Annotated in this window: 21 protein-coding genes; 4 read left to right on the forward strand and 17 right to left on the reverse strand. The window is 60.8% G+C overall.

Going from position 1 to position 19,298, the window contains the following annotated elements; all coding sequences use genetic code 11:
• Positions 1–163 precede the first annotated feature (163 nt).
• The 4 genes from R2B70_RS16835 to rpsF all read right to left on the reverse strand — a co-directional run bounded on the left by R2B70_RS16835 (position 164) and on the right by rpsF (position 2,157).
• Complete coding sequence (locus R2B70_RS16835) at positions 164–907, reverse strand: ferredoxin--NADP reductase (RefSeq protein ID WP_318162039.1); 744 nt, start codon at positions 905–907, stop codon at positions 164–166.
• Between the two features lie 101 nt (positions 908–1,008).
• On the reverse strand, positions 1,009–1,455 hold the full coding sequence (gene rplI, locus R2B70_RS16840; RefSeq protein WP_042079265.1) for a 50S ribosomal protein L9: 447 nt from the start codon (positions 1,453–1,455) through the stop codon (positions 1,009–1,011).
• Between the two features lie 52 nt (positions 1,456–1,507).
• Positions 1,508–1,738, reverse strand: a complete 231-nt coding sequence (gene rpsR / locus R2B70_RS16845) for a 30S ribosomal protein S18 (RefSeq protein ID WP_005313392.1) — start codon at positions 1,736–1,738, stop codon at positions 1,508–1,510.
• A gap of 32 nt (positions 1,739–1,770) precedes the next feature.
• Positions 1,771–2,157 (reverse strand): 30S ribosomal protein S6, encoded by a 387-nt coding sequence (gene rpsF / locus R2B70_RS16850; protein ID WP_005331771.1) that lies wholly within the window; start codon positions 2,155–2,157, stop codon positions 1,771–1,773.
• Between the two features lie 236 nt (positions 2,158–2,393).
• Between rpsF and R2B70_RS16855 the strand changes: the two genes are divergently transcribed.
• Positions 2,394–3,617, forward strand: coding sequence for an Nramp family divalent metal transporter (locus R2B70_RS16855; protein ID WP_318162040.1), 1,224 nt, complete (start codon positions 2,394–2,396; stop codon positions 3,615–3,617).
• Positions 3,618–3,730: 113 nt separating this feature from the next.
• On the forward strand, positions 3,731–4,579 hold the full coding sequence (locus tag R2B70_RS16860) for a hypothetical protein (RefSeq protein ID WP_318162041.1): 849 nt from the start codon (positions 3,731–3,733) through the stop codon (positions 4,577–4,579).
• Positions 4,580–4,612: 33 nt separating this feature from the next.
• Here R2B70_RS16860 and R2B70_RS16865 read toward each other — a convergent pair whose 3' ends face one another.
• From R2B70_RS16865 to rnr, 5 genes are all read right to left on the reverse strand, one after another.
• Positions 4,613–5,449 carry a DMT family transporter gene (locus tag R2B70_RS16865; RefSeq protein ID WP_318162042.1) on the reverse strand — a complete coding sequence of 279 codons (837 nt, stop codon included), beginning with the start codon at positions 5,447–5,449 and terminating at the stop codon, positions 4,613–4,615.
• 101 nt (positions 5,450–5,550) lie between these two features.
• Entirely contained in the window at positions 5,551–6,006 is a 456-nt protein-coding gene (locus R2B70_RS16870; RefSeq protein WP_318162043.1) for a GNAT family N-acetyltransferase, read from the reverse strand.
• A 193-nt stretch (positions 6,007–6,199) separates the two neighbouring features.
• On the reverse strand, positions 6,200–6,769 hold the full coding sequence (locus tag R2B70_RS16875; protein WP_318162044.1) for a Crp/Fnr family transcriptional regulator: 570 nt from the start codon (positions 6,767–6,769) through the stop codon (positions 6,200–6,202).
• Between the two features lie 7 nt (positions 6,770–6,776).
• Positions 6,777–7,526 carry a 23S rRNA (guanosine(2251)-2'-O)-methyltransferase RlmB gene (rlmB, locus tag R2B70_RS16880; RefSeq protein WP_219142846.1) on the reverse strand — a complete coding sequence of 250 codons (750 nt, stop codon included), beginning with the start codon at positions 7,524–7,526 and terminating at the stop codon, positions 6,777–6,779.
• Positions 7,523–9,916, reverse strand: a complete 2,394-nt coding sequence (rnr, locus tag R2B70_RS16885) for a ribonuclease R (protein WP_042079272.1) — start codon at positions 9,914–9,916, stop codon at positions 7,523–7,525. Before rnr ends, rlmB begins: the two co-directional genes overlap by 4 nt.
• A 133-nt stretch (positions 9,917–10,049) precedes the next feature.
• On the opposite strand from rnr, the gene R2B70_RS16890 reads away from it, so the two are divergent.
• Positions 10,050–11,072 (forward strand): GGDEF domain-containing protein, encoded by a 1,023-nt coding sequence (locus tag R2B70_RS16890; protein ID WP_042079273.1) that lies wholly within the window; start codon positions 10,050–10,052, stop codon positions 11,070–11,072.
• A 57-nt stretch (positions 11,073–11,129) separates the two neighbouring features.
• On the opposite strand, the gene luxS is transcribed toward R2B70_RS16890, so the two are convergent.
• The 8 genes from luxS to R2B70_RS16930 form a co-directional block, all read right to left on the reverse strand.
• On the reverse strand, positions 11,130–11,639 hold the full coding sequence (luxS, locus tag R2B70_RS16895) for an S-ribosylhomocysteine lyase (RefSeq protein ID WP_042079274.1): 510 nt from the start codon (positions 11,637–11,639) through the stop codon (positions 11,130–11,132).
• A 17-nt stretch (positions 11,640–11,656) separates the two neighbouring features.
• Positions 11,657–12,250: a hypothetical protein gene (locus tag R2B70_RS16900; protein ID WP_209793817.1), complete on the reverse strand. Its 594-nt coding sequence runs from the start codon at positions 12,248–12,250 to the stop codon at positions 11,657–11,659.
• Positions 12,251–12,311: 61 nt separating this feature from the next.
• Positions 12,312–12,650: a nitrogen regulatory protein P-II gene (glnB, locus tag R2B70_RS16905; protein ID WP_005308848.1), complete on the reverse strand. Its 339-nt coding sequence runs from the start codon at positions 12,648–12,650 to the stop codon at positions 12,312–12,314.
• Between the two features lie 9 nt (positions 12,651–12,659).
• Complete coding sequence (locus tag R2B70_RS16910; RefSeq protein WP_318162045.1) at positions 12,660–14,282, reverse strand: NAD+ synthase; 1,623 nt, start codon at positions 14,280–14,282, stop codon at positions 12,660–12,662.
• A gap of 86 nt (positions 14,283–14,368) precedes the next feature.
• Positions 14,369–16,465, reverse strand: coding sequence for a prepilin-type N-terminal cleavage/methylation domain-containing protein (locus R2B70_RS16915; protein ID WP_318162046.1), 2,097 nt, complete (start codon positions 16,463–16,465; stop codon positions 14,369–14,371).
• An 11-nt stretch (positions 16,466–16,476) separates the two neighbouring features.
• A complete protein-coding gene (locus R2B70_RS16920; RefSeq protein WP_318162047.1) occupies positions 16,477–17,607 on the reverse strand; it encodes a PilX N-terminal domain-containing pilus assembly protein in 1,131 nt (376 codons plus the stop codon).
• Between the two features lies 1 nt (position 17,608).
• Positions 17,609–18,265 carry a PilW family protein gene (locus R2B70_RS16925; RefSeq protein WP_412055149.1) on the reverse strand — a complete coding sequence of 219 codons (657 nt, stop codon included), beginning with the start codon at positions 18,263–18,265 and terminating at the stop codon, positions 17,609–17,611.
• Positions 18,259–18,792: a GspH/FimT family pseudopilin gene (locus tag R2B70_RS16930; protein ID WP_318162048.1), complete on the reverse strand. Its 534-nt coding sequence runs from the start codon at positions 18,790–18,792 to the stop codon at positions 18,259–18,261. The genes R2B70_RS16925 and R2B70_RS16930 overlap by 7 nt, the downstream gene beginning before the upstream one ends.
• Before the next feature lie 87 nt (positions 18,793–18,879).
• On the opposite strand from R2B70_RS16930, the gene R2B70_RS16935 reads away from it, so the two are divergent.
• Positions 18,880–19,266: a type IV pilin protein gene (locus R2B70_RS16935; RefSeq protein WP_318162049.1), complete on the forward strand. Its 387-nt coding sequence runs from the start codon at positions 18,880–18,882 to the stop codon at positions 19,264–19,266.
• The last annotated feature ends 32 nt before the right edge of the window (positions 19,267–19,298 follow it).

Here is a 19,298-nt window from a genome sequence, read left to right on the forward strand (position 1 = left end):
CGCCGCGTTCGACGCCCCTACCCACCACAACGGCACGGATCGTCAGGCAGCGGCTTCTCAAACGGTGCAGGCATCGGGATGGCCGCGCCCTGGTGTCCCCCATGACGAGGCGCCATCGGATGACGGCAAGCGGCGCGATGACGGCCGCTAGCCTCCCCCCTGCTTACCAGTAATTCTCCATGCTGATGTTGCCGGGGGCCCGGCGCAGGTTCTTGGCCAGCCCCAGCTCCAGCAGGGTCTGCTGGGTCTCCTTCACCATGGCCGGGTTGCCGCAGATCATCACCTGACTGTGTTCGGGTGAAAATGCGAGCCCCACCCGCGCCTGCAGCTGGCCGCCGGCGATGGCGGCCGGGATCCGCCCGGCCATGGCGCCGGGCCAGGGTTCGCGACTGACGAAGGGCACATAGTGAAAACGGGGGCCATACTGCTCGACCAGGCTGGTAATCAGGGCCTGATAAGTCAGCTCTTCCCCCCTGCGCACCCCGTGTACCAGCACCAGCGTCTCGAAGCGCTCGAAAGCCTCGCCCTCCGCCAGCATGGCAAGGAAGGGACCGATGGCGGTGCCGGTGGAGAGCAGCCAGAGATCCCGTCCTGGCGGGACTTCGTCCAGGGTCAGAAAACCTGTGGCCTGGGACTGCACCAGAACGGCATCCCCGGGCCGCAGGGCGCCGAGGGAGGGACTCAGCTCCCCGTTCGGGATCTCGACCAGATAGAATTCGTGATAGGGCGTGCCGGGAGGATTGACGAAGGAGTAGGCCCGCTGGATCCGCTGTTCGCCCCGTTGCAGGGCCAGCTTGGTGAATTGTCCCGCCTTGTAGGGGGCAAGCTCCGCCTCCACGCGCAGGGAGAGCAGAGTGGGCGTCCACTCGATGCGCTCGATGACCCGACCTTCAACCCAGGCAGCCATAAAGGTTCTCCTCCAGAGGAACAGACCTTCAATTTACCCCTTGATCTGAAAATAAAAAACCCGCGCATGTGCGCGGGTTTTTTCTGCAAAGCGAAACGCTATTACAGAGCAACAACCTGGATTTGTACGGTTGCCTTGACGTCAGCGTGCAGCTGAACAACAACTTCGTACTCACCGGTGTTACGCAGAACGTTGCCCATGCGGACTTCGCTCTTGGCAACGGCTACGCCGGCAGCAGTGATGGCTTCAGCCACGTCACGGGTACCGATGGAACCGAACAGCTTGCCTTCGTCGCCAGACTTGGAGGCGATGACCACGGCAGCCAGTTCGGCCAGCTTGGCGGCGCGCTCTTCGGCAGCGGCCTTGTTGGCAGCCAGCTTGGCTTCCAGTTCGGCGCGACGAGCACCGAAGGCTTCGATGTTGGCCTTGGTGGCCATCACAGCTTTGCCTTGCGGGATCAGGTAGTTACGGGCATAACCAGCTTTAACGGAAACTTGGTCACCCAGACCGCCCAGTTTGGCGATCTTATCGAGCAGGATAACTTGCATTACCTTTCCTCTATAAATTTCGTTGAGTTAGGCGTAAGCGCCGGACCGATTCTTACTTGTTGTGCAGATCGGTGTACGGCAGCAGAGCCAGGTAACGAGCACGCTTGATGGCGCGTGCCAGCTGACGCTGATACTTGGCGCGGGTACCGGTGATACGGCTCGGTACGATCTTGCCAGATTCAGTGACGTAGTTTTTCAGAGTAACGATATCTTTGTAGTCGATCTCGGTAACGTTCTCGGCGGTGAAGCGGCAGAACTTACGACGACGGAAATAACGTGCCATGGCCTTTATCCTCTATGGAATGATCTTAAGAATTACTCTTCGGAAGACGCTTCAACAGCATCTTCGCGGCGCTCGTCGTCACGACGGGTGAAGCGCTCTTCCTTAGCCTTGGCCATCGGAGAAACTTCAGTCACGGCGTGCTTGGTGCGCATGATCATGTTGCGGATAACGGCATCGTTGAAGCGGAAGTTGGTTTCCAGCTCATCGATAACGGCCTGCTCGGCTTCAACGTTCATCAGAACGTAGTGAGCCTTGTGCAGCTTGTCGATCGGGTAAGCCAGCTGACGACGGCCCCAATCTTCCAGGCGATGGATGGTGCCACCAGCGGTGGTGATAGCGCCGGTGTAACGCTCGATCATGCCAGGTACTTGCTCGCTCTGGTCCGGATGAACCATGAAGACGATTTCGTAATGACGCATTTTAGCTCCTTACGGATTAATTCAGCCTCTGCCCAGGTGCAGCCAGACCTCGGAGGCAAGGAACATAGTGGTGTTTTGACGCTGCTTTCTAGGGCGGCGTATTGTACGAAATCCCCCCTGCCACTGCAACCGGCGTCAGCAGATGTTTTTGTCGATGGGCTTGATACAAAACAACAATTGATAACAATTATCATTTAGATCTATGCTCTCGTCATATCCCCATGGAGGATGACGACATGCAACCCGCGCTGACCACGGCCATCCCGGCCCGCAAATTCAAGCTGAGCCTGCTCGGCCCCGCCTTCATCGCCGCCATCGGCTACATAGATCCGGGCAACTTCGCCACCAATATCCAGGCGGGCTCCACCTTCGGCTACCAGCTGCTGTGGGTGGTGGTCTGGGCCAACCTGATGGCCATGCTGGTACAGACCCTGTCCGCCAAGCTCGGCATCGTCACCGGCAAGAATCTGGCGGAACATATCCGGGACAAGCTGCCCAAGCCGGCGGTCTGTGCCTACTGGGTACAGGCGGAGGTCATCGCCATGGCCACGGATCTCGCCGAATTTATCGGCGCGGCGGTGGGCTTCAAGCTGCTGCTGGGGGTCACCCTGCTGGAAGGCGCCTGCATCACTGCCGTGCTCACCTGGGGCATCCTCATGCTGCAATCCCGCGGCCAGAAGCCACTGGAATTAGCGGTGGGCGGCCTGCTGCTGTTCGTGGCGGCGGCCTACCTCGTCGAGCTGGTGTTCTCCCGCCCTCACCTGCCGAGCCTGCTGGAGGGTGCCCTCTTCCCCGGTCTGCCCAACGGCGATGCTGTCTACCTGGCTGCCGGCGTGCTGGGGGCGACCGTGATGCCTCACGTCATCTACCTGCACTCGGCCCTGACCCAGCACACCCAGGATCAGGGCACAGTGTCCCAGCGGCTGCACGGCACCCGGGTGGATGTGGCCATCGCCATGACCATCGCCGGTTTCGTCAACCTGGCCATGATGGCCATGGCCGCGGCCGCCTTCCACGGCACCGGCAACTCACAGGTGGCCGAGCTGGAGTCGGCCTACCAGACCCTGACTCCCTTGCTCGGCCAGGGGGCCGCCACCCTGTTCGGCCTCTCCCTGGTCGCCTCCGGCATCTCCTCCACCGTGGTGGGCACCCTCGCCGGGCAAGTGGTGATGCAGGGCTTCGTGCGCTTCACCATTCCGCTCTGGCTGCGCCGGGTCATCACCATGGCCCCCGCCTTCGTGGTGATCGCCATGGGCCTCAACACCACGGAGATCCTGGTGCTGAGTCAGGTCATTCTGAGCTTTGGCATAGCGCTCGCGCTCATTCCCCTGCTGATGCTGACCGGAGATCGCGCCCTGATGGGGGCGCATCGCAACCACCCCGTGACCCAGGCCGCCGGCCGCCTCATCGTCGCCCTGGTGATCGGCCTCAACGCCTACCTGCTGGTCGCCTTGATCTAGCGAGCTGCCGCAACAAAACAGAGAGGCTCATTAACCCAGGTTGATGAGCCTCTTCGCACTTTCGCGTATGCTGCCGCTATTCCTTCTCCTTTTCTCGTTGCAGGAGCCCTGCCATGGAACATACCCGGGTCAGCTTCGTGCTGGGCCAACATCAGGAAGCGGCCAGCGTCCTCTATTGCGAGCGGGGAGACTCCACCCTGCTGGTCACAGATCTCACCCCCTTCCATCCCCAGAGTCACCTCTGGCCCGATCAGCCCGGTGATGTGGGCTGGGTACGCTGGGAGGGCGGCGAGGCGGTCGTCGGGCCCTGCGCCATGGGGGCCATCAGCCCGGAGGGTGCGCTGTTTGTGGATCTGGCCATCCCGGTCAAGCGAGGCGCCGAGGGTTGGGCCTTCGTGGTGGTCCATCCTCTCGCCGGTGCGTTTGACCTGGCCGCGGGCACGCCGGTGGAGCTCAGGGTGGACGCCGAGGCGCGCCACGCCCTGAGCCTGGGTCACAGCGCCTGCCATCTGGTGGCCCTGGCCCTGAACCGGACGTTGATGCCTTACTGGCGCAAGGAGGTCGGCGAGCGGGATGCCCTGGATCAGCCCGACTTCGATCGCCTCGCCATCCAGCGCTCCCGGGTCGAGCCCCGTGGTTCGCGGGAGCAGTACCGCATCGGCAAGAGTCTGCGCAAGAAGGGAGTGAACGCCGAGGCCCTGCTGGCGGAACTGGCGCAGGTAGAAGAGCGGATCAACCGGCAGCTGGCCGACTGGCTGGCCGCAGGGGGCGAGATCCGCCGCAGCCGGGCCGGCGAGGCCATCATCGACTCCCGTTACTGGCACTGCACCCTGGACGGCCGGGAGATCACCATCCCCTGTGGCGGCACCCATGCCGCCAGCCTGGCCGAACTGGGCCGGGTGCGGGTGCAACTGGCCCCCTGGGAAGAGGGGTTCATCCTCACCACCCGGGTCAGCCCCTGACCCACCGAGCCCTGCGCTCTGCTGCCGCCTCGCCTAGCCGAGGCGGATCAGCAGCACGCCGCAGAGGATCACCAGGGCGGCCACCAGCCGGATCCGCCCCAACCGCTCCCCCAGCCAGCCCCAGGAGAGCAGCACCGCAAACAACACGCTGCTCTCGCGCAGCGCCGCCACCAGTCCGATGGGGGCCCGGGTCATGGCCCAGATGACGATACCGTACGCCAACAGCGAGAGGGCGCCGCCCAACGCCCCCGAGTACCAGTCGGCCCGGGTCAGGGTGCGCAAGGCGGTGCGGCTCTGCCATCTCATCAGCAGCGGCATCACCAGCGCGGTCAGGGTAAAGAGCCAGAGGGTGTAGCGCACCGGCTCCCCGGCCGAGCGGGCCCCCATGCCGTCAGACAGGGTATAGGCGGCGGTAAACAGCGCCGTGATGAGCACCGCCTGCAGGGCGGCCGGTGCCAGCCGGATGCCGCCTCGCCACGCCATCAACAGCACTCCGCCCACCAGCACCAGAGCCCCGATCACTGCCACCCACTCTGGCACCTCGCCGAGCAGCAGGGCACCGAACAACAGGGTCATCAGGGGAGCACAGCCCCGGGCCAGCGGATAGACCTGGCCAAACTCCCCCAGCCGATAGGCACGGCCCAGGAAGAGACAATATCCGCTGTGCAGCAGAATGGAGAGCGCCAGCCAGGGATATTCGGCCGATGCGGGCAGCCCCACCAGGGGCAGGAAGGGCAGGCAGAACAACCCGGAGCAGAGCGAGACCAGCAGCACGCTGACCCGCCCCGCGGCCTGACGCTTGGCCAGCGCATTCCACAGGGCGTGAAGCAGGGCGGCCAGCAGAATGGCGGCGAAGATGGAGAGTGTCACGACGGGATTCCGATCAGCAAGGGAGCGCCATCATACCCGTTTGAGTCACCGTGGTGCGAGAGCCCGCTCATGGCCGCCCGCTTCCCCGGCCATGTGGCTGATCAGGCAGGCTGTCTGCGCATCCCCATGTGAGGGATGTCATCTTCCAGATACCCTTCCCCTTCGGCCACGAAGCCGTGCTGACCGTAGAAACCCTGCAGGTGAGCTTGTGCGCCGAGCCAGATGCTGTGCGCCGGCCAGCGGACCGTGCAGGCGGTCACCGCCTCATCGAGCAACCTGTGGCCCAGCCCGCCCCCTCGCGACCGAGGTGAAGTGACCACCCGGCCGATGGCGGCGCCCTGCTCGTCGCCTATGCCGGGGGCCATGATACGGGCATAGGCCACCAGCTGCTCCTCCTCATAACCGAGCAGGTGCAGTACGCCGTCCCGGCGATCCAGCCCGTCCAGATCCTGGAAGGGGCAGGTCTGCTCCACCACGAACACCTCGGCGCGCAGGGCGAGCAGCTCATACAATTCGTCCGTGGTGAGTTCACACCAGGGCTTGAGACTCCAGTTCATCGATCACTCCTCATGGATCCGGTCCGCCAGCATAGACTCTCGAACCGGCGCCGGCATTAACCTTGGTTAAGAGAGGCTTGAGCGGCCTGCAGATACGGCTCAGGCTGGCGCACAGGCGTGCACAGAACCTAGAGCCTGGCGCCGGCATCACGCTCTGCATCTGCCAGCCTGCACGCGCCACTTCGAGCAGGGATTACCCCTGGTCACGCGCCTTCAATCGCCTGCGGATGCGGCTCAAGCTGATAGGGGTGATGCCGAGGTAGGCGGCGATCTGGTGATCCGGCACCCTGGCTTCCAGCGCGGGAAAACTGCGCAAAAAGTGCTGATAGCGGGCCTGCGGACTCTCGGTCAGCAGCAACAACTCTTTCTCCTCCTTGATACGCAGCTGCACTTCAAGGAGGTGGTGATACCAGGCGGGCCAGCAAGGGAGACGGCGCAGATCCACCAGCGGGAAAAGCTGCAGTCGGCAAGGCTCCAGCGCCTCCACGCTGTAGCGGGCGGGCTCCCCACTGAGCAGGTGGTGGAAGTCGAGAAACTCGTCCCCCTCCCAGTAGAACTCCTTGATGTACTCGCGGCCATCCGCCAGCACCACCTTGGCCCGCAGCAACCCCTCCTCCACCCTGACCAGCAGCGCCGGACTGTCACCGGCATGCCAGAGGCAGGTGCGAGGGGGCAAGGTCAATGAGCGGGCAAAAGAGAGGAGGCGCTCGGCCTCCTGCTCATCTGTGACCCGTTCCCAGACAAAGGGGGGTCTGTCGGTCATCGCCTTGTCAGCCGCGGCGCTGGCGCACGGCTTCGAACAGGCAGACACCGCTCGCCACCGAGACGTTGAGGCTGGAGACCGCCCCCGCCATGGGGATGCTCACCAGCTCGTCGCAGTGCTCGCGGGTCAGCCGGCGCATGCCCTTGCCCTCGGCCCCCATCACCAGCGCCAGGGGGCCGGTGAGTTTCGCCTGATAGAGGTCGTGATCCGCCTCGCCGGCAGTCCCGACGATCCAGACCCCGCGCTCCTGCAGTTCGCGCAGGGTGCGGGCCAGGTTGGTGACCTGGATGAGCGGCACCACTTCGGCGGCGCCGCAGGCGACCTTGCGCACCACGGACGTGAGGCCTGTGGCCTTGTCCCGCGGCACTATCACCCCGTGCACCCCGGCCGCATCGGCGCTGCGCAGGCAGGCGCCGAGGTTGTGCGGATCCGTCACCCCGTCCAGCACCAGCAGGAAAGGCTCAGCCTTCTGCTCGGCCAGGCCGTCCAGCAGGCTGGCCAGGTCGTGCTCGGCCAGCTTGGGCGCTTCGATCACCTTGGCCATGATGCCCTGGTGATTGTTGCCTTCTGCCTTGTCGTCAAGGGTCTTGCGGTTCACGCTCTGCACCCTGATGCCGAGGGCCTCCAGCTCCGCCAGCACGGGTTGCAGCCGCTCATCCTCGCGGCCCTTGAGGGCCCACACTTCGATGAAACGCTCCGGGGTGCGCTCCAGCAGCGCGGAGACAGCGTGAATGCCGTAGATCAGTTCAGTACTCATTTAGTGCTCTTGGCCTTGTCGCGAGCCTTCTTGCTCGGTCTTCTGTTGCTGGACTTGGCACGGCCGCCCTTGGCGGATTTACCGTGGTCCTTGTCCTCTTTGCGTTTTTCGTGGCGCTCGGCGCTCTTGGCCTTCTCCTTCTTGATCTCGGCCATCTTGCGCACCGCCTGCTTGGCGTTCTTGCCGGAGATCTGAAGGGGCTCTTCCACCATCACGAAGTCGATCTTGCGATCATCCAGATTCACGCCCATCACCTTGACCCTCACCTTGTCACCCAGGCGGTAGCGACGGCGGAAGTTCTCGCCGATCAGTTGCTGGTGCAGCGGGTCGAACTGGTAGTAGTCGTTGGTGAGGGTGCTGACGTGCACCAGACCGTCGATGTGGATCTCGGCCAGGCGCACGAAGAAGCCGAAGCCAGTGACGCTGGCGATGACGCCGTCGAACTCGTCACCTACGTGATCCAGCATGTACTCGCACTTGAGCCAGTCGGCCACGTCGCGGGTGGCGTCGTCGGCCCGGCGCTCGGTCATGGAGCAGTGTTCGCCCATGGGATCCACTTCGTCCAGCTGGTAGTGGTAGCCACCGCTCGGGGTCCACTTGTGGCGCAGGTTGCCCTGCTGCTCCTTGGCCGTCTGGTACTTGATCGCGCGATGCAGGATGAGGTCGGGGTAGCGACGGATTGGCGAGGTGAAGTGGGCATAGGACTTCAGCGCCAGCCCGAAGTGACCTATGTTGTCGGCCTGATAGATGGCCTGACGCATGGAGCGCAGCAGCATGGTGGAGAGCAGCTCCGCATCCGGGCGTCCTTCGAACTTGGCGGCGAGCTCGGCGAAGTCCTTCGGCTCGGGCTCGAGCCCGCCCTTGAGCTCCAGGCCCAGCTCGGCCAGGAAGTCGCGGAAGCCGGTCAACCGCTCCTCACCCGGACGGTCGTGCACCCGGAACAAGGCTGAGGCTTCGTTCTTCTCGATGTAGCGGGCGGCAGCCACGTTCGCCTGGATCATGCACTCTTCGATGATCTTGTGGGCGTCGTTGCGCACCAGCGGCACGATGCGGTCGATCTTGCGCTGGGCGTTGAAAATGAAGCGGGTCTCCTCGCTCTCGAACTCCACCGCGCCACGCTGATGGCGGGCATGCTTGAGCGCCTTGTAGAGGTTGTTGAGCTCCTCGATATGGCCCACCAGGGGGTCATACTGCTGACGCAGCTTGGGATCCCCGTCCAGAATGGCGGCCACCTTGGTGTAGGTCAGGCGAGCGTGGGAGTTCATCACGGCTTCGTAGAACTTGTAGCCGGACATGCGGCCGGCGGCCGAGATGGTCATCTCGCACACCATGCAGAGGCGGTCGACCTGGGGATTGAGCGAGCAGAGGCCGTTGGAGAGCACCTCAGGCAGCATGGGCACCACGAACTCGGGGAAATAGACGGAGTTGCCGCGCTGGTAGGCTTCGGTGTCGAGGGCCGTGCCCGGTTTCACATAGGCGGAGACGTCCGCGATGGCGACCCAGAGACGCCAGCCGCCGCCGCGCTTGGCTTCACAGAAGACGGCGTCATCGAAGTCGCGGGCGTCTTCCCCGTCGATGGTCACCAGCGGCAGGGCGCGCAGGTCGATGCGCCCCTCTTTGGCCTTCTCCGGCACCTGTTCGCCCAGGCCGGCGACCTCCTTGGTCACCTCCTCCGGCCAGGTGTGCGGGATGCCGTGGGTACGCAGGGCGATCTCGATCTCCATGCCAGGCGCCATGTTCTCGCCCAGCACTTCCAGCACTGTACCGACCGCGTTGAAGCGGGCGGTGGCACGCTGGTTGATGCGCACGACCACCACCTGGCTCTGGCGAGCACCCTTGTTCTCCCCTTCCGGGATGATGATGTCCTGGCCGATGCGGCTGTCATCGGGCACCACGAAACCGACGCCGTTCTCGACGAAGTAGCGGCCGACGATGTCCGCCTCGCGGGCCTTGAGCAGGCGCACCAGGCGCGCCTCCTGGCGCCCCTTGCGGTCGATCTCGGTGGGCTGCACCAGGGCATAGTCGCCGTGCATCAGGCGCTGCATCTCGCGGTTGTTCAGGAACAGATCCGGTCCACCACCTTCGGGGCGCAGAAAACCGAATCCATCCTTGTGGCCAAGCACATAGCCTTTGACCAGATTCAGGCGATCCGGCAGGGCGTAACATTGGTTGCGCGTGAATACCAGCTGTCCATCGCGCTCCATGGCGCGCAGGCGGCGGCGAAGGGCTTCCAACGGCTCTTCTTCGGTCAGCTTGAGGACCTTGGCCAGCTCTTCACGGGACATGGGTTTTTCATGGCCCTTGATGAGCTCCAGCAGCATCTCGCGGCTGGCAATGGGGTTTTCGTATTTTTCGGCCTCGCGTTGGAGGAAAGGATCTTTTTGAGACATAAGCAGGCCTTAGGGTAGGTAGTAACGCAGACATTATATCGAAGGGGGGAGCTAATGGCATCCATCGACTGCCTTTTGGCCAATCTCTCTGTCATACTGGCCACAGTTTGCAGGTATGTGAGACTCGGAACTCATGAGCAAGGACTCGTTCGCCCAATCGGCCGCCTATTTGAAACAGGCGGTCCCCCTGATGATCAAGTATCAAATCCCCACCACACCGAACAATTACCACCTCTGGTACAGCTACGTCTCCGGAGGCATGCCGGAGCTGAATCAGGCCGTCGATCAGGCGATAAAACTGCAGGGCACCTTCTCCCTCACTACCTGTGAGCGCCTCTATCATCAACACCTCGCCAGCCAGGACGAGCAGCAGCTCGAGGCGATGAAGCTCAATCTGGCGGCCATGGCCAACGAGCTCGGCAACTCCATGCAGGACGCGCTGATGGATACGGGCCAGTTCCAGGCCATGCTCGACAAGAGCTTCGACAAGCTGAGCCTCATCGATGACGAGGGGCTGAGCCTGGAAGACACCATGGGGATCCTGCGGGAACTGGTGCGCGAATCCAGGGAAGTGCGCATGTCCACCCTTCACTTTCGCAACCAGCTCAGCAGCGCCGAGAAGGAGATCAAGGAGCTGAAGCAGGCGTTGAGCGAGACCCGCAAGATGGCGACCGAGGACCCCCTGACCTCCCTGCTCAACCGCCGCGCCTTCGACTTGGAGATGGAGAGCCTGATCCGCAGCAAGCAACCCTTCTCGCTGATCATGACCGATATCGATCGCTTCAAGAACTTCAACGACGAATATGGCCACCTGCTCGGCGACCAGGTGCTGCGCATCGTCGGCAAGCGGCTGCGGGAGGCCAGCAAGGAGGGCATCACGGCCTATCGCCTGGGGGGTGAGGAGTTTGCCCTGCTGGTGCCGAGCCGCGCCCTGGCACTGACCCGGCAGATGGCGGAGAGCCTGCGCCGCGTCATCGAGCGGATGTCGATTCTGGATCGCAAGTCCGGCCGGCGCATCGATCACATCACCGCCTCGTTCGGGGTGGGGGAATACAATGGCCAGGAGACGGCGGATGCCCTGATAGAGCGAACCGACAAGCTGCTCTACAAGGCCAAGGAGCTGGGGCGCAACCGGGTGATGCCCCTGCCCTCCTGAGGGCACCAGAACGCAAGAAGGCCGGTCAATGACCGGCCTTCCTTTTTCCATCTCGACTTAGAGGCTTTTCAGCTTCTCTTCCGGCAGGGCCAGCTCGTCGTTGCGGTTGACGCCGATGCCGCGCTCCAGCACCTGGCGGGCGATGGCGTGCGCCTCTTCCAGGGAGTGCATGCTGTAGGTGCCGCACTGGTATTCGTTGAGCTCGGGGATCTTGCCCTGCTCCTGCACGGCCAGCACGTCGCTCATGGCGGCCTGCCAGGCGGCACCGACACGGGCCTCATCCGGCGCGCCGATCAGGCTCATGTAGAAGCCGGTCCGGCATCCCATGGGAGAGATGTCGATGATCTCCACCCCGTTGCCGTTCAGATGATCTCGCATGAAACCCGCAAACAGATGCTCGAGGGTATGGATGCCACGCTCGGAGAGGATCTCCTGGTTCGGCACGCAGAAACGCAGGTCGAACACCGTGATGGTGTCCTTGTTCGGGGTCTGCATGGTCTTGGCCACCCGCACTGCAGGGGCTGCCATGCGGGTGTGGTCGACGGTAAAACTGTCCAATAACGGCATTTCTGACTCCTGATTGGTTAGGAGAACCAGCCCCCGCTGGGAAGCCGATCCTTGCATTGTCTGTATTGGGCACCGTAGCGCTGGGCGCGGGCCTCCACCTTGCGGGAGACCTTCATCAGCCACCCCTTGCTGCGGTAGCTGCCACGCCGGTAGCCACCCCAGCCTTCGTGATAATTGAGATACTGGCCATAGGCATCCCACTTGGAAGTGCCGTTGAGCCGCTGGGCCTTGTGAGTGTACCAGCCCATGAAATCGATGGCGTCGGCAAAGTCGTCGCGATCACTCCAGCCATTGCCGGTTTCCCGCTGGTAATCGTCCCAGGTTTCGTCCTTCACCTGGGCATAGCCGTAGGCGGAACTCGCCCGCCCGGTCGGGATGAAGAGGAAGTACTGCATCGGCGGCTGGGCATCGTGCACGAAGGAGGACTCCTGATACATCATGGCCATCACCACGTGCACCGGCGTGCCCCACCGCTCGTTCATCCTGAGCGCGGCCTTGTGCCAGTCCGGCTTTTCGCGAAAGATCTGGCACAGGTTCTCCGGCTGGGCGGGCGGCCGGGTACTGCAGGCGCTCAGCGTCATCAACAGAGCAGCCGCCACCATGAAACGCATCCGGGTCATCAGAGGGACAGGCCCTCAGCGTCGTTCGTCATCACGAGATACATCCACCACATCAGATTGCGTCTTCGTTCTCTTCACCAGTGCGGATACGAATGACGCGCTCCACCTCGCAGACGAAGATCTTGCCATCCCCGATCTTGCCGGTGCGGGCGGTGTTCTGGATCGCCTCCAGGCAGGCGTCGAGATCCTCGTCCTGCACCACCAGCTCCACCTTCACCTTGGGCAGGAAGTCGACCATGTACTCGGCGCCGCGATACAGTTCGGTGTGGCCCTTCTGGCGGCCGAACCCCTTGACCTCGGAGACGGTCATGCCGTTGATGCCGATCTCGGCCAGGGCCTCGCGCACATCGTCCAGCTTGAACGGTTTGATGATGGCTTCAATCTTCTTCATGGTGACTCCTTACCAGTTCTGTTTGCCGAACCCGGACGTGATGGGGTAACGGCGATCCTTACCAAAGTTGCGGGCCGTGATGCGGGGGCCGACCGCCGCCTGACGGCGTTTGTATTCGTTGAGATCCACCAGACGGACCACCTTGCGGACCACCGCCTCTTCGAAGCCCTCGGCCACCATGTCGGCCACGGACGCATCCTCTTCAACGTAGCGCTTGAGGATGGCATCCAAGACGTCATAGGGAGGCAGGCTGTCCTGATCCACCTGATCCGGCGCCAATTCGGCCGACGGGGGACGATCGATGACCCGCTGCGGGATCACGTATTCCACGCTGTTGCGATACTCGCACAGCTTGAAGACCAGGGTCTTGGGGACATCCTTGAGCACGTCGAAACCGCCGGCCATGTCGCCATAGAGAGTCGCATAACCCACCGCCATCTCGCTCTTGTTGCCCGTGGTCAGCACGATGCGGCGGCGCTTGTTGGAGAGTGCCATCAGGAGCACACCGCGGCAGCGCGCCTGCAGGTTCTCTTCGGTGGTGTCGCGGGCAGTGCCTTCAAACAGCGGCGCCAGCTGAGCCATAAAGCCTTCGAACATGGGCTCGATGGAGATGATGTTGAACTCCACCCCCATGCGCTCAGCCTGCTCCTTGGCGTCTTCCACGCTCATCTGGGCGGTGTAGCGGAACGGCATCATCACCGCCTGCACCTTGTCCGCCCCGATGGCATCGGCTGCAATGGCCAGGGTCAACGCCGAGTCGATGCCGCCGGAGAGACCCAGCACAGCCCCCAGGAAACCGTTCTTGGTGACATAGTCGCGCACCGCCAGCACCAGCGCCTGATAGGTCTCGGCCAGCGGCTCGAGCGGCGCGGCCGGCTCACGCTCCTTCACCGGCTGACCATCGGCAAAGCGCACCAGCGCCATCTCTTCGGCAAACGGGGCCAGCTTGTGGGTCAGTTCACCCCGGCTGTTGAACACCTTGGAACAGCCGTCGAAAATCAGCTCGTCCTGGCCGCACACCTGGTTGAGGTAGACCAGCGGCAACCCGGTCTGATCGCAGCGCTCGGTCATCAGCTCGCGGCGGATCCAGGGTTTCTCCTGATCGTAGGGAGAGGCGTTGATGGTGATCAGCACATCGGCCCCCGCCGCCTTGGCGGCCAGCGCCGGGCCGGGTTGCCACAAGTCCTCGCAGATGAGCAAGCCCAGCTGATGACCACGGAACGGCACCACGCAGGTCTCGCTCGCCGCCGTGAAGTAACGCTTCTCGTCGAACACCCCGTAGTTGGGCAGATCCTGCTTGAAGTAGCGCGCCACCAGCTTGCCCTGCGCATAGAGAGAGGCGGCATTGTAGAGCGCCTCCCCTTCGCGCCAGGGGTGGCCCACCAGAATGGCGCAAGCCCCCTGCCATGCAGCGATGCGGGCCAGGGCCGCCTCTACCCGGATCATCAGGTCGGCGCGCAGCAGCAGATCCTCCGGCGGATAGCCGGTCAGGGCCAGCTCGGAGCAGACCAACAGGTCGGCACCTTGTTGGTCAGCCTCGGCGGCGGCCGCCAACACCTTGTCACAGTTATCTTCGATGGCGCCTACCGTCAGATTCAACTGGGCAAGCATCAGAGAGAGGGCTTTTGCCATGGCGATGCATCTTGAATTCGAAAATGATGGGGAATGATAAAGAAAAGGCGCTGGCTGTGCCAGCGCCTTGGCTCCCTCAGCAAGCCTCAGGGAGAGCAGGTCAGGTTGGCGGCATTGGTGACGCCGTTGTCGGCCAGCAAGGTACAGGGGCCACTGATGACTTGGCCGCTTGCTGGCGGAGTCATGGGGATACTCAAAGAACTCGGCTTAAGCAGGAAGGTCGTATTGCCCGAGTAGGAGAAGTTCACCACCAGAGTGCTGTTCTGCGCCGCCGTGCAGGTATAGATAGCCGTCTGGTTGTCGCTGCTCGGCTTGTCTATCTGGCAAGTAGCCCCGGAGGTCGAGGTATTCATCGACAGGTTATTGAAGACATTCTTCTTGCAGGCAATGGGGGTCGGATCATTGTTCTTGGTTTTCTCCAGGCACTGCACCTTGCCTGTCACCGTCAGCAGAGGCTGCGTGACTGTTCCGGAGTCAATCTTGACGGCCAACTCGGTGCTGAGAGCCTGGCTCTGATCCTGTGGTGAAATCAGCGTAGCAGTGATCCCCGAATTACCCTGATAGACGGTGGCCTTCACCTTCACCGCCTGCAGGTTCTGGCTGGCATCCTTGGTGGATTTCTTGGTTGCCAGATAACCACGGCTGTAACTGCCAAAGTAGTAGTTGTTGAGATCCACTATGGTATCGACCGGTTCATTGCTGATTGTGGCATAGTCGGTAACCGCTCCCGTCAACTGGCCGCTGAGTGGCGTCATGGACCACTCCGCCAGCATGGTCAGGTTGATGTCCTGAAATGGTACCTTGGCCAGATAACCGGTCACGCTGGTATCGATCCCGGTCAGATAAGCCGGATTCAGGATATCGACATAGATGCCGCGAGCGATCAGCTGACGCGTCCCAGTGCTCACGGTGATCCCCGTGCTAGCATCCCCCCCGGCTGCAACATTGGCTGGCGTCTGTAACCAGGCCTCAAATTCGCTGATTGTTGGTGCCGTCGCCGTCGTGCTTGATGTCCAGTTCAGAGTCTGCTTCTGCCAATCGATATAGGTTTTAACCACATATTGTATGTAATTCTGGTAGCTGACCTGATTCGCGGGTTTGGCCAAGAAATCCGAGGTGGTAACAATGACCTTGACCAGGTTCCAATCTGGTAGAGGGCGATAGTACCCGTCCAGTCGAGCGAAACGACAAGCATCAATGTAACTGCCGCTACTGGCCAGAGAAAGGGAACTGTTATAGCGCTGTCTGCTGGTATTGAGTGGCGCATAATAGCTTGTAAAGCTCCCCCCCGAACCATCGAAGTGATCCTTGCAGCAGCTTGTGCAGAGTGCTGGCTGGTTATTCCCGACCGTCCCGGTCTGCTTGCTCTGCAAGACTCCTACTTTCCAATACAACTGGTTGGTGGCAGTACTGTAGGCCTGACCTGGCAGATAGGCATTCAAAGTGGAACCATAAGTGCAGGCACAACTCACAGAGCTTATATCCTGTTGAATTTGCTGTGTATTACCTTGATTTCCCGGCTGATACGTCACCGTTTCAAATTGCACTTCCTTGCCGACGGTATTATTTTTGGCCACCACGGTGGGAGAAGGCTTGCTGGTCTCCTGTCTGCTGCCATTACCGAGATCGATGGAGATAACATCTGGTGCGACGCCTGGGTTATAACTTATCTTCGGCCCTGTCCTGGCGGTATCCAGACCCCCATTCAACTGCTCTGCGGTCAATGATTCCGTAGGGGAGGCATACCCAATGAGTGCAACCGACGCCGTCGCCCCTTCGCTGTTGGTCCAGCTCACGGTCGTATTGATCTGCTTTCGCCCGGGGTAGTTCAGCAGATATCCCGCAGGAGCCGTGTTCTGCCATGCAGAGGTGCTCCCGTTCCAGTATTGGTTGGTCACAGTCCAAGCCAGCGTGTAGCTGTCGCCAGACTGACTTTTGGTAGCATTACCGCTCGTGATGGATGCATAGGCAGTGAGCGGGGCCGTCGCCGTCACCAGACTATTGAAGTTACGAAATTCCTCAATCTTGGACTCTGCGAGCCGCATGGCCACTTCATAACGCTTCCCATCCTGGGAAGCCGTCAGGGCCGACTTCGAGAGGATCACCAAGCCGACGACACCCACTCCCAGCACAACTAGTGTCACCAGAATCTCAAACAGGCCAAATCCTTTTTGCCGTTTCATTTACTTGTCCTCTACCAGTCGCGCCAGCTGCCCGGCACCTGTTTAAGAGTCTGGAAGGCGGCTCCCGTCTTGATATTGCTCAGCGCGGCCTCATCATATTTGGCATCATAGGTACCATTTGCCTTGCCCAGCTTGAAGTTGGCTACCAAGGCACCATTGACTATGGCCCCACCGGTGAGCTTGATATCCGTGGTTGCTGTAGCTGGATCTGAAGAGTACGCAAATACCAGCCCATATAATTGACGGTTACCATTAATGGTCAGGCTGCCATCCTTGATGATCAATACCACTGGAGCGGATTGAGTACCAATACTGGAACCGGGATTACAATCGCCATTGACAATGACAAGCCCCGTCGTCGTCGGCCCCAGACCATTGCAATTATTGACTATCTGGTTGGCTCTTGACTCTATGTTGGCCCAGCCAGCGGCATCATCATTCTCATTGAACAAATACCACACCAAGTCGGTTGGAAAATCGGGATCACTATCCTTGATATCCGACTGTTTATTGCCCGGCTGGCTGATGTTGGCACTGCAACCACCAGCGTAATCCCCCTGATGGCAGGTCTGGCCGGACCCCGTATTCAGATCTACATAATCATTGGTCCAGATGGAAAGTGGTACTCCGGGCCCCCCCCCATTGGGATTGGCAACAACGGTGAAGTTGCCTCCTACCGCCATTCCCCCTGCAACAGTCAAAGGCGCGGCAGGTGTCCCAGCCAACACATTGCTCTGCACATACCGAGCCTCAACTGCCGCCTGCGCCTGGCTGTTGCTCAGGCTAGCCACTGAACGAACCAGGATAGGAGCAATGGGCGTGGTACTCCCAGCCACCACGGGAAAGGGAGTTATGCATTCAACCGTCAGGGTATAACTCCCACCCGCACCTGATGGAGAAAACGAGTTGCCTGACCAGGCAGGGATAGAAGAGGGGCAAGACGCCCCTTCAGCAGATAGTCGGCCAAAACCATAGGAGAGCCCCTGCTCTGCCAATGCCATCACTTGACGATAGAGAGTTTCATTCAATGTGATGCGGCGATCCGCTACCAACAACTTGCCCACCAGCAGAGTGACCGCCAGCAGGATCAGTAACAGGATCAGCGTGACAGTGAAGGTAGTAAAACCGGACTGGATTCTCATATCAGTATCCGTCATTGCGCAACTTGATATCACGCTGCAAGTTCAAGGTCAGCTCAGTATTGTCCTTGTAGCGGCCCGAAATGTTGAGTTGAATTGCCCTAGCACCACTCACCTGGCTGCTCCCAAGCATGCTATAGGTAAGTTGAGTAATTTCTATGGTGTTGTCGGTTGATAGAAGATCAGTTTCATCACAAGCGGCTGCCCCCCCTGTCGCTAGCTTGACCCCCTTTTTAGCACTGCTGTAGCTGTAAACTCGCGTTTCATTCAACTTGGAAGGAGAAGAGTCGGGGTTATCGAGTACACCATCATCATCGTTATCGTAACGGATTCGGATACAGCGATAGAGTTTGGAGCCCGTCGCGGTCTCATCCAATAAGTCGACGTTGGCATCAAAATAGAAAGGGGAAGGGACCGCACCAGAGACCAGCCGAGTGGCCGTAGCGGCGCTGGCATCATAGCCGGCTCGTTCTATATCGCGGGCCATTATGTCAGTAATGGCCTGAACTTCTTGATTAAGTCGACTCACTTTCATGGCAGTACTGTTTGCCCTGAGAATAGTTGCAAATAGCGTCGTCACAGCAGCCACCAGTAATAAGCCCGCCACCATGGCGACCATTAACTCCACCAGACTAAAGCCTGAATGTCGCCTCATCAACATGTCGGCACCCCGCTCACATTGCTGACGGCACAGGTGCGCACCCGCCCGATATTATTGGTGACGACCCGCATGGAGTAACCCCCATATGAGACCTCAAAATAACCCGAAGTTAACGTACCTCTGCGGGGAGAAATATTGAGCGGTCTGATGTTGGTCGCTGACTCACTGTAAGTCGCCACTAGGGTGATACCGGGGAATTCGCTGGCATTTACCCCTTTCCGCCCCTCAATGCTGGAACAGGCATCGGCACAGTTGTTACAGCTACCATCGATATGAACGCGGTAGCACCAGTTACTGGCGCCACTATTGAAGAGCAGGAGATTCATCGCCTGATTGCGTTTAACTGCCTCGGACTTTAGCAGCATGACATCGGTATAGATGGCCTGGGTGGCAGCCCTGACCATCTGCTCCTGGCGCAGCGAACGATAGCTGGGGAGCGCAACGGCAACCAGGATCGCCACCAGTACCAAGGCAAGTATCAGTTCTATCAGGGTAAAGCCGGACACCGGCCTGATCCGCATTTCCATGTTTGCCCAGACTCCTGTCTATAGCCCGTTCTCGGGCCGGCGAGTACTATCCTATGATAGTCTCAACTCACTTATGGAACCATGCCGATGCCACTACGCTTCGCAAGAGGAATTACGCTGATTGAACTGATGGTCGTGGTCGCCATCGTGGCCATCATCGCCGCCGTGGCCTACCCCAGCTTTATGGATGGTTTGCGCAAATCGCGTAGAGCCGAGGCCATCAAGGGACTGCTGACTATGCAGCTAAAGCAGGAAGAATACCGCATCACCAGCGCAGCCTACAGTACCAACCCTGCGGACCTTGGCAGTCCCTCCAGCGCCTACTACAGTTTTGACGTTGTTTCGGCATCAACTAACACTGTAACCTACAAACTGATAGCGCAGGCCAAAGGAGCCCAGAGCGGCGACACTGGTTGCGCCAATATGTATATCGACAAGACCGATGAGAAGACACCAGCAGAGTGCTGGAAGTAGGTAATGCGGGGACAAAAAGCACGATGCCGACA

The sequence above is a fragment of the Aeromonas sp. XH genome, assembly GCF_033348475.1.
Lineage (GTDB): Bacteria > Pseudomonadota > Gammaproteobacteria > Enterobacterales > Aeromonadaceae > Aeromonas > Aeromonas sanarellii.

Excerpts from the sequence above, each read along its gene's own strand:
- R2B70_RS16835 (WP_318162039.1), bottom strand. The coding sequence starts at position 907 with ATGGCTGCCTGGGTTGAAGGTCGGGTCATCGAGCGCATCGAGTGGACG.
- rplI (WP_042079265.1), bottom strand. The coding sequence starts at position 1,455 with ATGCAAGTTATCCTGCTCGATAAGATCGCCAAACTGGGCGGTCTGGGT.
- rpsR (WP_005313392.1), bottom strand. The coding sequence starts at position 1,738 with ATGGCACGTTATTTCCGTCGTCGTAAGTTCTGCCGCTTCACCGCCGAG.
- rpsF (WP_005331771.1), bottom strand. The coding sequence starts at position 2,157 with ATGCGTCATTACGAAATCGTCTTCATGGTTCATCCGGACCAGAGCGAG.
- R2B70_RS16855 (WP_318162040.1), top strand. The coding sequence starts at position 2,394 with ATGCAACCCGCGCTGACCACGGCCATCCCGGCCCGCAAATTCAAGCTG.
- R2B70_RS16860 (WP_318162041.1), top strand. The coding sequence starts at position 3,731 with ATGGAACATACCCGGGTCAGCTTCGTGCTGGGCCAACATCAGGAAGCG.
- R2B70_RS16870 (WP_318162043.1), bottom strand. The coding sequence starts at position 6,006 with ATGAACTGGAGTCTCAAGCCCTGGTGTGAACTCACCACGGACGAATTG.
- R2B70_RS16875 (WP_318162044.1), bottom strand. The coding sequence starts at position 6,769 with ATGACCGACAGACCCCCCTTTGTCTGGGAACGGGTCACAGATGAGCAG.
- rlmB (WP_219142846.1), bottom strand. The coding sequence starts at position 7,526 with ATGAGTACTGAACTGATCTACGGCATTCACGCTGTCTCCGCGCTGCTG.
- rnr (WP_042079272.1), bottom strand. The coding sequence starts at position 9,916 with ATGTCTCAAAAAGATCCTTTCCTCCAACGCGAGGCCGAAAAATACGAA.
- R2B70_RS16890 (WP_042079273.1), top strand. The coding sequence starts at position 10,050 with ATGAGCAAGGACTCGTTCGCCCAATCGGCCGCCTATTTGAAACAGGCG.
- luxS (WP_042079274.1), bottom strand. The coding sequence starts at position 11,639 with ATGCCGTTATTGGACAGTTTTACCGTCGACCACACCCGCATGGCAGCC.
- R2B70_RS16900 (WP_209793817.1), bottom strand. The coding sequence starts at position 12,250 with ATGCGTTTCATGGTGGCGGCTGCTCTGTTGATGACGCTGAGCGCCTGC.
- glnB (WP_005308848.1), bottom strand. The coding sequence starts at position 12,650 with ATGAAGAAGATTGAAGCCATCATCAAACCGTTCAAGCTGGACGATGTG.
- R2B70_RS16910 (WP_318162045.1), bottom strand. The coding sequence starts at position 14,282 with ATGGCAAAAGCCCTCTCTCTGATGCTTGCCCAGTTGAATCTGACGGTA.
- R2B70_RS16915 (WP_318162046.1), bottom strand. The coding sequence starts at position 16,465 with ATGAAACGGCAAAAAGGATTTGGCCTGTTTGAGATTCTGGTGACACTA.
- R2B70_RS16920 (WP_318162047.1), bottom strand. The coding sequence starts at position 17,607 with ATGAGAATCCAGTCCGGTTTTACTACCTTCACTGTCACGCTGATCCTG.
- R2B70_RS16925 (WP_412055149.1), bottom strand. The coding sequence starts at position 18,265 with ATGTTGATGAGGCGACATTCAGGCTTTAGTCTGGTGGAGTTAATGGTC.
- R2B70_RS16930 (WP_318162048.1), bottom strand. The coding sequence starts at position 18,792 with ATGGAAATGCGGATCAGGCCGGTGTCCGGCTTTACCCTGATAGAACTG.
- R2B70_RS16935 (WP_318162049.1), top strand. The coding sequence starts at position 18,880 with ATGCCACTACGCTTCGCAAGAGGAATTACGCTGATTGAACTGATGGTC.